Source organism: Acinetobacter sp. TY1, from assembly GCF_048551395.1.
Classification (GTDB): Bacteria; Pseudomonadota; Gammaproteobacteria; order Pseudomonadales; family Moraxellaceae; genus Acinetobacter.
On record NZ_JBLYZK010000009.1, the window covers coordinates 1 to 15,310 of the forward strand.

13 protein-coding genes and 1 pseudogene are annotated in these 15,310 nt (G+C 38.1%); 5 read left to right on the forward strand and 9 right to left on the reverse strand.

Going from position 1 to position 15,310, the window contains the following annotated elements:
• The 3 genes from ACK2M2_RS07470 to rimI form a co-directional block, all read left to right on the forward strand.
• Positions 1–774 (forward strand): elongation factor Tu (locus ACK2M2_RS07470; protein WP_419347139.1); only part of this gene is annotated, 774 nt, incomplete at its 5' end.
• A 1,603-nt stretch (positions 775–2,377) separates the two neighbouring features.
• On the forward strand, positions 2,378–3,259 hold the full coding sequence (locus tag ACK2M2_RS07475) for a metal-dependent hydrolase (protein ID WP_419347142.1): 882 nt from the start codon (positions 2,378–2,380) through the stop codon (positions 3,257–3,259).
• 110 nt (positions 3,260–3,369) lie between these two features.
• On the forward strand, positions 3,370–3,828 hold the full coding sequence (rimI, locus tag ACK2M2_RS07480; RefSeq protein WP_409511671.1) for a ribosomal protein S18-alanine N-acetyltransferase: 459 nt from the start codon (positions 3,370–3,372) through the stop codon (positions 3,826–3,828).
• A 42-nt stretch (positions 3,829–3,870) separates the two neighbouring features.
• On the opposite strand, the gene ACK2M2_RS07485 is transcribed toward rimI, so the two are convergent.
• From ACK2M2_RS07485 to trxB, 4 genes are all read right to left on the reverse strand, one after another.
• A complete protein-coding gene (locus tag ACK2M2_RS07485) occupies positions 3,871–4,686 on the reverse strand; it encodes an arginyltransferase (protein ID WP_419347145.1) in 816 nt (271 codons plus the stop codon).
• Positions 4,687–4,710: 24 nt separating this feature from the next.
• Positions 4,711–5,442, reverse strand: coding sequence for a leucyl/phenylalanyl-tRNA--protein transferase (gene aat / locus ACK2M2_RS07490; RefSeq protein WP_419347148.1), 732 nt, complete (start codon positions 5,440–5,442; stop codon positions 4,711–4,713).
• A gap of 112 nt (positions 5,443–5,554) precedes the next feature.
• Positions 5,555–7,105: a class I SAM-dependent methyltransferase gene (locus ACK2M2_RS07495; protein WP_419347151.1), complete on the reverse strand. Its 1,551-nt coding sequence runs from the start codon at positions 7,103–7,105 to the stop codon at positions 5,555–5,557.
• Positions 7,106–7,230: 125 nt separating this feature from the next.
• Positions 7,231–8,184, reverse strand: coding sequence for a thioredoxin-disulfide reductase (gene trxB / locus ACK2M2_RS07500; protein ID WP_419347153.1), 954 nt, complete (start codon positions 8,182–8,184; stop codon positions 7,231–7,233).
• A gap of 275 nt (positions 8,185–8,459) precedes the next feature.
• On the opposite strand from trxB, the gene ACK2M2_RS07505 reads away from it, so the two are divergent.
• Entirely contained in the window at positions 8,460–11,612 is a 3,153-nt protein-coding gene (locus ACK2M2_RS07505; protein ID WP_419347156.1) for a DNA translocase FtsK, read from the forward strand.
• 76 nt (positions 11,613–11,688) lie between these two features.
• Here ACK2M2_RS07505 and ACK2M2_RS07510 read toward each other — a convergent pair whose 3' ends face one another.
• Entirely contained in the window at positions 11,689–11,976 is a 288-nt protein-coding gene (locus ACK2M2_RS07510) for a PA4642 family protein (protein ID WP_409511665.1), read from the reverse strand.
• Here ACK2M2_RS07510 and ACK2M2_RS07515 point away from each other — a divergent pair.
• Positions 11,975–12,121: a hypothetical protein gene (locus tag ACK2M2_RS07515; RefSeq protein ID WP_409511664.1), complete on the forward strand. Its 147-nt coding sequence runs from the start codon at positions 11,975–11,977 to the stop codon at positions 12,119–12,121. The genes ACK2M2_RS07510 and ACK2M2_RS07515 overlap by 2 nt on opposite strands.
• A 142-nt stretch (positions 12,122–12,263) precedes the next feature.
• Here ACK2M2_RS07515 and minE read toward each other — a convergent pair whose 3' ends face one another.
• The 4 genes and pseudogenes from minE to ACK2M2_RS07535 form a co-directional block, all read right to left on the reverse strand.
• Positions 12,264–12,536: a cell division topological specificity factor MinE gene (gene minE, locus ACK2M2_RS07520; RefSeq protein ID WP_409511663.1), complete on the reverse strand. Its 273-nt coding sequence runs from the start codon at positions 12,534–12,536 to the stop codon at positions 12,264–12,266.
• 2 nt (positions 12,537–12,538) lie between these two features.
• Entirely contained in the window at positions 12,539–13,351 is an 813-nt protein-coding gene (gene minD / locus ACK2M2_RS07525) for a septum site-determining protein MinD (RefSeq protein ID WP_409511662.1), read from the reverse strand.
• A 66-nt stretch (positions 13,352–13,417) separates the two neighbouring features.
• Positions 13,418–14,140 (reverse strand): septum site-determining protein MinC, encoded by a 723-nt coding sequence (gene minC / locus ACK2M2_RS07530; RefSeq protein ID WP_409511661.1) that lies wholly within the window; start codon positions 14,138–14,140, stop codon positions 13,418–13,420.
• Positions 14,141–14,265: 125 nt separating this feature from the next.
• Positions 14,266–15,234 (reverse strand): annotated as a pseudogene (locus ACK2M2_RS07535) (preprotein translocase subunit SecA); the annotation flags it as partial.
• Between the last annotated feature and the right edge of the window lie 76 nt (positions 15,235–15,310).

The window sequence follows — 15,310 nt, forward strand, 5'->3', positions numbered from 1 at the left end:
ATCGTAGATGACGAAGAGTTAATCGAATTAGTAGAAATGGAAGTTCGTGAACTTCTTTCTACTTATAACTTCCCTGGTGATGACACTCCTGTAATCCGTGGTTCAGCTCTTCTTGCATTGAATGGCGATGAAGGCCCTTACGGTGTTCCAGCTGTTCTTGCTCTTGTTGAAGCGCTTGACACTTATATCCCAGAACCAGAGCGTGCAATCGATAAAGCATTCCTTATGCCAATCGAGGACGTATTCTCTATCTCAGGTCGTGGTACAGTAGTAACTGGCCGTGTTGAGTCTGGTATCGTTAAAGTTGGTGAAGAAGTAGAAATCATTGGTATTAAAGATACAGTTAAAACAACTGTAACTGGCGTAGAAATGTTCCGTAAACTTCTTGACGAAGGTCGTGCGGGCGAGAACTGTGGTGTTCTTCTTCGTGGTACTAAACGTGAAGACGTTCAACGTGGTCAAGTACTTGCTAAACCAGGTACAATCAAGCCACACACTAAATTCGATGCAGAAGTATATGTACTTTCTAAAGAAGAAGGTGGTCGTCATACTCCATTCCTTAACGGTTACCGTCCACAGTTCTACTTCCGTACAACTGACGTAACTGGCGCTATCGCTCTTCAAGACGGCGTTGAAATGGTTATGCCTGGTGACAACGTAGAAATGTCAGTAGAACTAATTCACCCAATCGCAATGGACCCAGGTCTACGTTTTGCGATCCGTGAAGGTGGTCGTACAGTTGGTGCTGGTGTTGTTGCGAAAGTAACTGCATAATCACTGCTGTGTAAAAAATGCTCCCTTTGGGAGCATTTTTTTGCTACATTTTTAAATAGAGAGTAAATTGATTTAGTTTTTTGATATGAAAAAATAACTTAAATAGAATAACTTTAACTTAGCTCAAATTCTGCTTATCAATTAATCTCTTATTTAAACGGACATGTTTTGGTGAAGTATTAAACCAACTATTAATAGCCCTTGTGAATATAGACTGTTCGGAAAGCCTAAAATTCCTGCCAATTGACTCATTAGGATTTGAGTTTCCCATAATTATTGTAAAGCTAACTCTTTACGAGTTCATCTGTAATTTGATCGAAAGAAGGCTTTACATACACTTACATTAAATTTTTCATTTAGATTACAGAAATATCGAGAAAGAAAATCTTGAGTAACTTCACGTAAGGCGGGATTAGAGCTATGAGGTTGGCATGTTGAAAAGCACGATGGTGAAGAAGCAGTGTTGTGGTACGTTCTTGATTGACTAAAATAGGTGCTTCAAAAAAGCGTTGGTAGATAGTGATTGATATAATTGGATTGATAGCATAAAAATTATTTTAGCCAATTTTTCAACGAAAATTAATCGTTAGCTAGTTGATTTTTTTTGAAGAATAAAATGGTGAAACGTACAAGTTTACCTGTAATTATTTTATTTCGGCACTGGATATTATAACCACGATCAAGGTCATTCGCCGACATTTAAAGGCAGTGAAGACTTAAAAGAGCAGATCATTCATCCACAGTTTTGCCTGAAAATTTAGGCTATAAAATAAGCGTGTTATCGTGGTCGTTAGCGGTGAAACAGTTGTAACTTTGGATGCCATCAATGCAAAGTGAACAACGCACATTACCATGCTACAGCGCTCAATGAGCTATGTTTTTAGTATTCCAAACCAAGATACAATTTTGGATGCATGCATGCGTATTTTGCCTGAATCCTTGGTTTATAAATGTTCCGTAAACGTAATATTTTCCTAAAACGGAGCTTATATAAAGTCGCATGTTATTTTCCAAAACAAATGTGTTCGTATTAACTTTCAAGTGTGGAAAAACAATTGGGAGATTCGGAAAATATGAGCCATTTTACCCAGAAGTATATACCTTGGAATAGGAAGTCATCTGACTACTGTGAAACCTGTTGCATTGGCAAGTGAAAATACTAGTCAAAGTGTTATTTCAGGCTTACAGACGAAATATGTGCAATGTGGTGATCATACTTTGCCACGCCAAGGGGAATCGAAAGAATAGTTTTTGAGTCATCATTTTAAAAACAAATATAGAAATATTTAAGCAATCTATGAATTGTCTTGATTTGGTCGGTAATACCAAGCAGTTCAGCTAAAAATGCACATGTAATATAAATAAAGAAGGGAAAATAGAGCATTTAGCTCCATTTTTTATGAATTATTGGAAATAAAGTTTTTAAGGCTACCTCGTGTATTGAATATAAATTGTAGGACAATCTACTAGTAAAACTGTCCTAAAGTGACATTCTGATGTCCCGCGTAGCAATTATCGTCTATCTAAAAAAAAGTAATATAAGAAATAGAAAAACAAACATAAAAAATTGTGATACAGACTGTATCCAATAGGAGTAAATGCAATGAATGCAAAAGTAACGATTTCTAACCGTGCAGGGGCATCATTTCCTGTCCGCCGTATGAATTTTGATTTCAATGATGTGCCTGAATATTGGGCAAAAAATTCTGCAGGTATCACCCACTTTATGACGGCATTGTCAGCACTCTTTCCTGACGGTGAAAAACTGTTCATCGATTCTGTTCGTGCGGTGCGCTATCATCCTGCAATTAAAGATAATGCAGTATTACAGAAAGAAATAAGTGCATTTATTGGACAAGAAGCAATGCATACACAAGAGCATGTCAATTTTAATGCCTCTGCAAAAAAATTTGGACATGCTGTTGATAAATATGAACGTGAAACTGGACGACTGATTCAAGGTGCACGAAAAGTTTTTGCAAAAGTAGTGAAACCATTTGGTATGACACAAGAAATGGTTGATTTAACGGCAACAACTGCACTTGAGCATTTTACGGCAACGATTGCCTCTCAATTACTGATTAATGAACATATTCAAAAACTGATGACCGATCCAACCATGTCTTTTATGTGGTATTGGCACGCGGTCGAAGAAAATGAGCATAAAGCTGTTGCATTTGATGTATATGAAGGTGTTTTTGGTAAGGGGGTAAAAGCATACGCTTTGCGTAGCTCGGCACTGATTTTTGCTATGACCTTGATTTTTATTGCACAATCTTCTTTTGTGATACGTCTGCTTAAAGATGACGGGAAATTAAATTTAAAAGAATTAGGTATGATTTATAAATATGCTTACAGTCCTTCAAAAGGAATTATTGCGGGTATGACCAAAGAAATGTTGGCGTACTTTAGACCGAGTTTCCATCCTAATGATTTAGATACAGTAAGTTTACTTGAACATTGGAAAGCAAAGTTAGGTATTTAATTATTTTAGACGCTAGGCATTTAATTGATTAGATTAATCACAGAATAAGGTTCAATAAAGATTGGGATTTTCCTATAATTACAGAACTTATATTTTAAAGATGAACGAAGATGATTCGTTTGATGCAAAACACTGATTTGGTTGCAGTGACACAGATTGAAAAACTGGTTCAAAGCCATCCATGGACGCAAAAACAGTTTGAGGAATCGATTGCTTCTTATCAAAGTACGGTGATTGAAGTGCAGGGGGCGGTGGTGGGTTTTTGTATTTTGCAACCCGTACTTGATGAAGCCAATTTGTTACTGATGGCAATCCATCCTTCACAGCAAGGAAAAGGTTTGGGTTATCAATTGCTTGATCAGTCTATCGCGATGCTTAAAAATGATCCGATACAAATTTTTCTTGAAGTTCGTGAATCGAATCTGGCTGCGATTGCATTGTATGAAAAAGCTGATTTTCATCAGATTGATTTACGTAAAAATTATTATCCGCTTGAAAAGGGTGGGCGTGAGCATGCTGTGATTATGGTACGAGCATGTAGTGATGATTTTTCAAAACTTTTTGGTTAATCCATTATTAAAAACGAGCAGAATTAAAATATGAACCTATGATTATTTAATCATAGGTTCATTCCATTCCGAGGGTAGAGTCGTCATGAGCATATCGCCCAATTGTTTAATTTCTTCGGCATCTAAATGACGATTGATGCGACGCCATTGTCCATCGAGTAATAATTCAATGGGTGCATACTGTGATTTATAGTTCATTTTACGAGAATGTGGCACCCAATAGCCCAAATAAACATAGGGTTGCTCTAGGCTTTGAATATATTCAATTTGTTTTAATACTGCAAATACACCAAGCGAACGGTGACTTTCATCTGGATCAAAGAAAGTATACACCGCAGATAAGCCATCATCTAACATATCACAGGTCGATACACATACGAGGCGATCATCTTTCCATAATTCAATAAAGAAACTTTCAGCACAGCTTTGAATCAGAAATTTTTCAAACTGATCATAACTTGGTGGGAACATATCACCATCGGCATGGCGTTCCCGAATGTAACGTTCATACAGTTGATAATGGGTAATGTTTGCATTTTGGGTTGATGTGATTTTAAGGGTGAGATCTTGGTTTTTTTTCCATGCCTTTTTTTGTGCGCTATTACGTTTGAAATCTGCAACAGGAACACGTGAAGATAAACACTGGCGGCAAAGATGGCATTCAGGTCGATAAACAAAATCGCCACTACGTCTAAAACCGGTGCGAGATAGTTCAGATAAGGTAACCACATCAATACGTTGTGCAGGGTCTAGAAAGACCATGCGAGCAGATTTTTGTTCTAAATAACTGCAATCGTGTGGTGGCGTAATGTAATACTGCAAGTCATTGAGTAGGGACTTTGGATGATAAGAATTCATAGTGTTTGTCCCTCTTTTATATTATCAATCCGTCATACGCGCATTTAACGCTATTGTTTTACTTGAAAATACACGGTCTTGATATCTTTTCCAATCTATAGCAGGTTGTTTTACAACATCTTGTAACGATTTTAAGTAGTTTTGACGAGAAATTGTACTCGCACCGAGGCTTAACAGGTGATCATTGACCAATTGGCAATCAATCCATGGCAATTGATTTTCTTGTCCAATGAGCATTAATACATAAAAAGCCATTTTTGATACATCAGTTTGGGTACTAAACATCGATTCACCAAAACAACCTTTGCCAATGGTGACGCCATATAAACCACCAACTATTTTGTCTTGATCCCAAACTTCGACGCTATAGGCATAACCCGCTTTAAACAGAGCACAATAACCTTGGATAATATCTTCTGAAATCCATGTTTCATCGGCGTAGGTGCGAGGTAGTGAGCATGAACGAATCACATCTTCAAAAGCATGATTTATCGTTATGCGATAATCTAATTTTTTCATGTTACGAATAAGTGACTTACTTGGATGATAGTCTTCGGAGCGAATAATGCAGCGTGGTTCAGGACTCCACCAACAAGTCGGTTCACCTTCTGAAAACCATGGAAATAAACCATGTGTGTAGGCTTCATACAGTGTTGAGGGTTCAAGATCGGCGCCAATACAAATCAATCCTTCTTCATCAGGATCAGCTTCAATAGGATCGGGGAAAGTAAACATAGAAGGAGGGAGTATGGTCACGGTTCAGCCTTGAAAAACGGATCAGGCTTTATAGTAGCTGATCCGTTTGTAGAAAGTCCAAGTCTGAGTCAATGTTCTTTAGTGTTGAAGCAATATCAATATGTTGATTGACTTAAGCAAAAAGCTGTAACTGACGAGCAATTTTTAACTTATCACTATTGATGAATAACTCGGCTTTTTTCTGAATAATTTCAATACTTTGTTTTGATTCAGAAACACTTTGCCCCTTTTCATCGAGAACTAACCAGCCAAGTTGAGTGATGACATCTTGTACATAGTGGGCAAGTTGTTTTGTACTCTTTAAGCCATCGACAAAATGAGCACGATAGAACAGTTGTGAAAAATGATCAGTTGGAATACCTATACCTGTTATAGGGCTTGCCAGTACCTGATAGTTTGCATGAAAACTTGCTTGATGCAGAATGTGACTATTGAGCTGTTGTGTATATTGAACTAATTCAGTGCTCGGTTCAGATTGGCAAGGTTGCATATGTCCAAGATGGCATAAAATGACGACTGCATTGAGCACCTGTGCATAATTATGTTGAGGTAGTGCTTTTTCTAAGTCTGATAAAAGAATAGGTTGATAATCTAACTTTTTGAAGTGTTCAGAAAGTGGTTGATAAATATCTTGAATCAGATTGAATTCACCTAAGTAACCATTAATAGTTGTGGGTAAGCTTTCAGGAGATGTCAGTAATACAAAAGCAGTATTTCTAAGTTGTTCTTGTGTTTGAAGCGCCGTTAAATTATTTTTGCCACGAATAAACAAATCTTTGCGGAATTGTGTATTTGCAAAATAATCTCGGCATTGCTCTTTGAAAACAGGGTGATCAATCTGATTCAGGAAATTTTGATGCTCTGCTGAAAAGTTGATATTGTCTAAATGCGTATTTAAATCGGTTGAACCTGCATAAGAAAGTTTGGCTTCCTCCATAATCCGTACAACTTGTTGGAAAGAAAAGCATTGCCAATCTTGGTTCAGATATTCATGAATTAAGTAATTTGGATTTTGTTTTTGTAATTCTTTGACTTTGTTCAATGCATTCGGATTACGTTTAGCAAAATTCGGTTCTTGTTCCAATAATGCTTCAGAAAATGCGAGGGAATCCTTCACTTTCTGAATCGGATTGGTACTTGTGCTGTTAAATTTAAAATGGCTGTGGAAAAGCTCACGGATCGGCATATTTGCAGCCCAACCCGTAACGCAATTATAGCTAATATAAACAATACCATTTGGCTTTAAGAATTTACGAATAAACTTGAGAATAATGCCTTGATTTTCATGGCTGATCCAACTCCAAATACCATGTAGGCTGATTGAGTCAAATTGTGGTAAGTCTTTATTGAGTAATTCTTCAAAGCTATCATCATAAAAATGATGTGGTGCTTGGCTATATTCAGCGACCTGATTGGCATGACCTGCATGGGCAGGGTTAAAATCGGTACCAAAGAAATGTCCAAAAGATGCCGCAGCATGGATATTTAAACTGACGCCTTGACCAAAACCAAGCTCGCAATGTGCTTGTGTTGCTGTACTGGTTGGGCAATCGACACCATTTAATAATAAGCAAAATTTTTGATAGTTTGGGCTTAAATCACGGTAATAACCATAGGTGTAATTTACTTCAGTTTGATAGCCGTCGGTCCAATTTGTTGTCATTATGATCCCTGTGTAAAAATTATGATGAGAGCACAACTGTTATAAATCAAAAATAAAATAACCGCCATGTAGACGGTTATTTTTAATGTAAAAAAATCAAATAATGTGACCTAATTTACATAAAATCACTCAATACCATCAAGGAAACGGTCTGCATCAAGCGCAGCCATACAGCCTGAACCCGCCGAGGTAATCGCTTGGCGATAAACGTCATCTGCAACATCACCTGCGGCGAATACACCTGGAATAGATGCGGCAGTTGCATTACCTGCAGTACCACTTTGAACTTGAATATAGCCATTCCGTAGTTCAAGCTGACCTTCAAACATAGTTGTATTTGGTTTATGACCAATCGCAACAAATAAACCTGATACATCAACAGTTTGAGTTGCTTCATCTTGAGTTGATTTTAAACGAACACCAGTAACACCAGAAGTCGCTTCACCTAAAACCTCTTCAACTTCATGATTCCAAATAATGCTGATTTTGCCTTCTTTCTCTTTTTCAAATAAATGATCTTGAAGGATTTTTTCAGAACGCAATTTGTCACGGCGGTGAACTAAAGTTACGTGTTCAGCAATGTTTGATAAATACAAGGCTTCTTCAACCGCAGTATTACCACCACCAACAACCATCACTTTTTGGTTCTTATAGAAGAAACCATCACACGTTGCACAAGCACTTACGCCTTGACCCATATAGGCTTGTTCAGATTCAAGTCCTAAATACTGTGCTGTTGCACCTGTGGCAATAATTAAGGCGTCACAAGTGTAATCGCCCATATCGCCTTTGAGTACAAAAGGACGCACATTCAGTTCAACTTCATTGATGTGGTCATATAAAATTTCTGTACCAAAACGTTCTGCATGTGCTTGCATACGTTCCATCAGTGCTGGGCCCGTTAAACCTTCAGGATCACCAGGCCAGTTGTCCACTTCAGTGGTTGTCGTGAGCTGACCACCCAATTGCATACCTGCAATGAGTGTCGGTTTTAAGTTGGCACGAGCAGCATAAACTGCAGCGCTATAACCTGCAGGGCCAGAACCTAAAATAATTAAACGTGAGTGACGAGCGCTCATGTACAGAATCCTTTTTTATTTCAGAAATACACATTTTGAGAAAATTATACGTGAAACTGAGTCGAAGTGTTGTGTCTTTGATGTCGATAATATTGATCATCTAAATCGAATTGAGCTATATAGTGCTTATATACAATAAAGATAACAACATACTTCAGTTTGTATGCATCTTTTTTGAAAGAACATGTGCATAATATTGCATACATTTCTGAGTTGAAGATGGCACTGACCATCAACAAAAGAATATTAATCAACAATGGGTTACAGGACAGCATATGACTGCGGTGTCGAGTGTTTATGCACAGCGCTTTATAATTACGATATTCTTGATTTCATTTGGTATTTTTCTGTTTTTAGCAACAGTCACCTATACACCATTTGATCCAGGATGGATGCATATTTCTAGTGATACACAACAGGTATCAAATACCAGTGGTGTAACAGGTGCATGGATTGCAGATATGCTGTTTGGCTTCCTTGGATGGGCAAGCCTGCTGATACCTGTATATTTCTTTCTTGAAGCTATTCAACTTTGGTGGCCACATAGTTTTCTAAGTCGTCCATTTCGCTATGCAGCACAGTTCTTTATATTATTGACATTATCCACGTTAATTTATTTGTTGTGGAATGTGCCAGCAGATACGCTTGATAATGCCTCAGGCGGTATTATTGGTTATGAGTTGGGTGAAAGCCTTTCTCAGCTCATTACTATTTATGGTGCAGTACTGTTTTTATTGGTTTTATTGACAGTTCTAGCAACGCTTGCATTTGGTATTCAGTGGAATAAAACATGGGTGACACTCAAAGCAACGCCAGCATATTTACAAGATTTATTTTATAAAAATGTGCCTGAAGAAGAGTCAGCTTATGATTTGACAACCTCATCGACAAAAGCAAAGGACCCTAGTCCTGCGAATGTCCAAGAACAGAAAAAAACAGTGATGCCTACAGTTCAGACCGAACCTGAATTTATTGAGGTAGATACGGTTGAGCAACAAGTTCGAGATGCACGTCATGAACGTGTAGGAGAACAGTTATTTGATGATATGTTGGATCATGAATATGATCAAAATGCTTTCCAAGTAGAGCCTAAAGATGATATAGAAGTTGCACTCGCACGTGCACAGCAAGTTAGAAATGATCGTCCGCATGTTGTACCAACAGGTGAAGTGTGGAGAGCATTAAATACTGAAAAAGACACTAAGCAAGAAATTGATGCTTTATTACGTGAAGCAGAAGATAAGCCCGCTACAGTTTATAATTCGGCACATCCATCATTAAGTGAACAATTACACAGTCAACACGCACAAAAACCAACATCGAATATTGATTGGGATAATGATGAAGTCTTTGATGAATTACTCTCAGTTGTTCCAGATGGTAAGACGGCAACAGATATTCATCAGCCATATTCACAAAATAACCAACAAATAAACAATTCAATAGCGCATTCGCTAGAGCAACCAGCTGAAGCTGCTTTTGAGTTTCATTCAGCTGTAACAGACAGTACTGTTAAAAAAGTGAATTCGCAGGATCAATTGGCATCTGAGTTAGATGACTTAGCTTCACTTGCAGATGAACCTACTCATTTTTCAGATCCATCGGTTTTGTCTGTAACATCACCAGTTGAGCCACCACAGCAATCAATTCGTACTACAAGCAGCTATGCGCAATCATCGCCATTGGTTAAAGCAGAAATTCAAACCAATTTTCAGGGGGGGAATGAAACTTTAATACCAGCATCAAATTTGTCAGATGAAGAAAAACAACGAGTTGCTTCAGATAAAGATGCCTTTAGAGATGCATGGAAGGGTACAACAGGCAATGTTTCAGATTTAGATACCGCATTGGATGAGGAAGATGAATTTGATTTAGATGCACCATTGACCGATGCACATGGACGTCCAATGTCACGTTCAATGCAAGTAGCACAAAAACGTCGTGATTTATCTCCCTTACCTGGTTTTGAGTTACTTGATAAAGTTGATCCAAATAAAAAAGTCAATTTTACTGAAGAACAATTGGCACGACTTTCAGAATTATTGGAGATTAAACTTCAAGAATTTAACGTGAAAGCAAAAGTGATTGAAGCGCAGCCAGGACCTGTCGTGACTCGTTTTGAACTAGATTTGGCGCCAGGTGTAAAAGCTTCGAAAGTGACCAATATTTCGCGTGATCTTGCTCGTTCAATGTCTATGGCTTCAGTTCGTGTGGTGGAAGTCATTCCAGGCAAGCCGTATATTGGTATTGAGGTGCCAAACAGTACCCGTGAAATGGTGCGTCTAATTGAATTGGTGGAAACGGCAGCATTTTCAGATTCATCTAGTATATTGTCCACAGCAATGGGTAAAGATATTTCGGGTAATCCCGTCATTACAGATATGGGTAAAGCACCACATATGCTTGTTGCGGGGACAACGGGTTCAGGTAAATCTGTTGCTGTAAATTCAATGATTTTATCGATGTTGCTGAAATATACGCCAAATGAATTACGTTTGATTTTAATTGACCCGAAGCAACTAGAACTTGCTAACTATAACGATATTCCACACTTGTTAACGCCTGTTGTGACGGATATGAAAGATGCGGTCAATGCATTGAATTGGTGTGTCAATGAAATGGAACGACGTTATAAATTAATGTCATTCTTAAAAATTCGTAAACTTTCTGATTATAACCGTAAAGTTGAAGAGGCCATTGCCAATGGCGAAGAGCTGATTGATCCAACATGGAAAGCCAGTGATTCTGTTGTTGGGGAGCGTGCGCCTCGTTTGATGCCATTACCGTCTATTGTCATTGTGGCAGATGAATTTGCAGATATGATCATGCAAGTGGGTAAAAAAGCGGAAGAAATGATTACGCGTTTGGCACAGAAATCTCGTGCTGCAGGCATTCATTTATTACTTGCGACACAGCGCCCATCAGTGGATGTGATTACAGGTCTGATCAAAGCCAACATTCCAACCCGTGTGGCATTACGTGTAAATAGTAAGATTGACTCACGTACCATTTTGGATGCAGGTGGTGCAGAAGATTTACTTGGTCATGGTGATATGCTCTTCCTTGGGCCAGGTAAAATTGAGCCTGAACGTGTACATGGTGCATTTATTTCAGACGATGAAGTAAATCGTATTTGTGATGCGTGGCGTGAACGTGGTGAGCCAAATTATGTCGATGAAATCTTAACGCCATTTGATGAAGAGCCAACAAATCGTGGCTTTGAAGATGGTGATAGTGATCCAAGTCGTGATGCTTTGTACGATCAGTGTGTTTCTTTTGTTTTAGAGACTAGAAAAGTTTCAGTGTCATCGTTACAGCGTAAGTTTAGTTTGGGCTATAACCGTGCTGCACGTATTGTGGATCAGATGGAAGAAAATGGCATTGTGAGTGGGCAAGGTGCCAATGGTAAGCGAGATATTTTGGTTTAACGTGTTTCCCATAAGTCATTTTTAAAACATAAAAAACCTGCTAACAAGCAGGTTTTTTATTGGGTCATTTATAGATTTAAGCAAATTTAGCTAAGACTTCTAAAAACTCATTTTTATGACGAGGATACTGTGCAATCACATCATGAATGCGTTGACCTTCAGGATTGGTTGCGTTGATATCACGACCATTGGCTTTAAACTGAGTCAAAAGACGCTCATAGTCAGCAGGGCGCATATGTTTAAATGCATGTGCTAAAACATGAAAGTCTGCATTGACATCGGCAGGAGGCAGTTGCTCTAAGTAGGCAAAAACACGCTCGTCTGACCATTCTTCATTGAACGTTGCTGGCTGTGAAAGTGCCATGGCAGCATCTCCTCAAAATAAATTTTTTAAAATTAAAGATTCAAATTTTTTGCATCATACAGGGCTTTTGCTTTTTACTTTATCATCAAAAATGCAAAGCTTAGATGAAAATCATGCAATAAGTAATCTGACAACAGAATCATGACCATTCATTACTTGTGAAATGAATGTGAACCTGCAAAGAATGTCATGAAAAAGAGCAAAATATTGAATGGCTGAAAATTATTTTCCAAAACCTACTTCATATTTTGCCCTGATTCAATTCAGTTGACTAATCAATAATGAAATTAACGTTCTTCAGGTAAATTGATATTCATCTCAAGCATTTCAATGTTCGCTTCAGAACGAACAGACATTTGAATATGTTGCTCATCTACACCACGAACATAACGATTGACCACCTGCATGATCTCTTTCTTCATTTGGTCAATTTTATCTTGGCTCAAACGTTTACCTAAACCATTTTCAGAAGCAACAATCACTTTTAGACGGTCTTTCGCAGTTTGTGCACTCGTCGGTTTATCATCATTGCTGAAAAGTTTACTCCAGAATCCTGCCATCTTTACGCTCCAAATAGTCGTGCTAACCAGCCTTTTGGTTTCACGGTAATGTGACGGTAAGGGCGATCTTCACCTAAGAAACGTGCGACAAGATCATCATACGCTTGACCTGCCTCTGACTCTGTAAACAGAATCACAGGTTTACCTTCGTTTGATGCTTGTAGAACGCTTGGGCATTCTGGAATAACACCTAAAGTAGGTACACGTAAAATGTCTTTAGAAATATCATCAATCGTCAACATTTCTTGTTTATCTGCACGTTCAGGGTTGAAGCGTGTGATACATAGATGCTTACGGATACGACCTTCATTATTTTCGACTTTTTTGGTTTTGCTATCAAGCATACCAATAATACGGTCTGAGTCACGGACAGATGAAATTTCAGGATTGGTTACAATGATCGCTTCATCAGCATGATACATAGCTAAAATTGCACCACGTTCAATACCAGCAGGCGAGTCACAAATAATGTAATCAAACTCTTGTGAAAGTTCATCCATAACACGTGCAACGCCTTCATCTGTTAAAGCGTCTTTATCACGTGTTTGTGATGCGGGTAAAATATAAAGATTTTCAATGTCTTTATCACGAATCAACGCTTGTTGTAGGCGTGCTTCGTTATTTAAAACATTAACGAAGTCATAAACGACACGGCGTTCACAGCCCATGATCAAATCGAGATTACGTAAACCTACATCAAAATCAATAACGACAGTCTTATGACCACGAAGGGCCAAACCTGTTGCAAAAGATGCGCTTGTTGTGGTTTTACCCACGCCACCTTTGCCTGATGTAACAACAACAATTTTGGCCACCGAATCCACTCCTGTTATGGTCATTGCCCCTTAAATGGGGCTTTTTATGGTGTATAATTTATAACATTAAAATTGCAAAGGCTGGAACTCAAGTTCCTGCTGATCATTCAAATAAATATGAACTGATTGCTTGATTACGTGCTGGGGAATGTCATCTGCAACACAATATGTCCCAGCAATGGAAACCAATTCAGCTTCTAGCGAATGACAAAATATTCTTGCAGCCGTGTTACCGCCTGCACCCGCAATGACTCTACCACGAACACTTCCATAGATATGTATATTTCCTGATGCAATGACTTCAGAACCACTGTTGATGCCTGCATTTAAAATAATATCACCATGATCTTGGACAAGGCATTGACCTGTACGTAAAATCTCATCATGGTACGAAGTTGTATGGCTAATCACTTTTTTTACTGGTTCAGCGACTGTTTGAGGCTGAATTGTTTCTGTTGTAATGACAGGTGTTTCGACCACTTGTTCTTTTGTCGGTTTAATGCGTTGCAATGGGCGATCAGCAGGAACAATTGGAAACTGAATTGCACGTGCTTGATCACTCAGTAAACCATCAACAACACCAATTGGTTGTAGCTCCAGACTTACAACAAGCTGAATAAGTGCAATTAGCTCCTGTTCAACAGTTGTATCAAGTACAACTAACGCCCCTTGGTAAGAGGCTTCGCCCATCATTTTGTTGAGTTGCTGGCGGATGGCATCATGATCATTGGTTTCGAAAGTTAATCGATTACTATGAAGCATTTTGCCTGTAATCCGTAAATCAGCCATAGTTATTCCTTAAAAGGCTTGTGACCCAAAGTTTTAATCTGAAGTTCAAATTGTAAAATAGCGCAAATCCTAGAACAAATTGATGGAATTCTCCACCCAAGATACAAATAATTGCAAGGGATTGATTATTCTTTAACTTGATCATTTTTTTCTAATACAAGTTGCCATTGTTTAATTTTTACCTGCTTCCGCAGAGATTCTAAACTTTCATTGACCACAGATTCAACTAATTCTTCAAGCTTCTGATTTTCAATATTTAAATTGCTTACTTTTTCAGAAATTAACTGATAAGTGGTATTGGGTTGCAATACGGAGCCAGATGTAAAGGGCTCAATGAGGCCTTGAGTAATATTTTCACCAAGTTGTTGACCAATATTCTGAATTTGATTTTCGATCATTCCACCTGCAATTGGAATCAAGCGTAAAAGTTGGGTAAGTTGAGGTGTGTCCTCAATAGCTTGTCGTACAATTTGCCCAACACCATCACCAATCTGTTGTTGATAGACTTTAAGTTCAACAGCAAGAGATTCTTGTAAAATTTCTGCTAAAACCACACTAAACATTTCTCGGTGATGGTCAACCAAATCATGAATAATTTGTTTGTGGGTTGAACTGGTATCTAATTCCTGTTTAATGCCATCAATCACAGTAATCACAACACGATCTGAGAGTTCTTCCATAATGACACTATAGTAAAAAAGAATTCGCTTTTTTAGGCCATCGGGAATGACTTTATAGCCTAACTCATGGACACGGTAACCAATCACGACAACTCGAATTAAACGTAAAAAGCGTAACATTGGGATGATGGCTAAAATTTCATACCAATGAATAAATGGAAAGAAGAACCAACGGGCATGATGTTTATTGATGATTGCAATAAACCAACGAACGCCTAGTTCTACACATAAAAAAATGATAAACCAACTTTCCGTAATAATGACCCAAGGATGTAATTCAGTTTTGTAATATTGAAGAACTTGAGGTAAATGAATTTCATTGAAAAACCAATTTCCATAGCTACTCATTAAAAAGGCATTGGCAGCCAAGCAGAACAGGTTGAAGACAATAATAAACATCATGAAAATGTCATAGCCAAAGGCAATCCACCAACCTAATGTCTTTTTATTTTTAGGTAACATTGAATGGTAGTTGTGAGGTGCCTGTTCT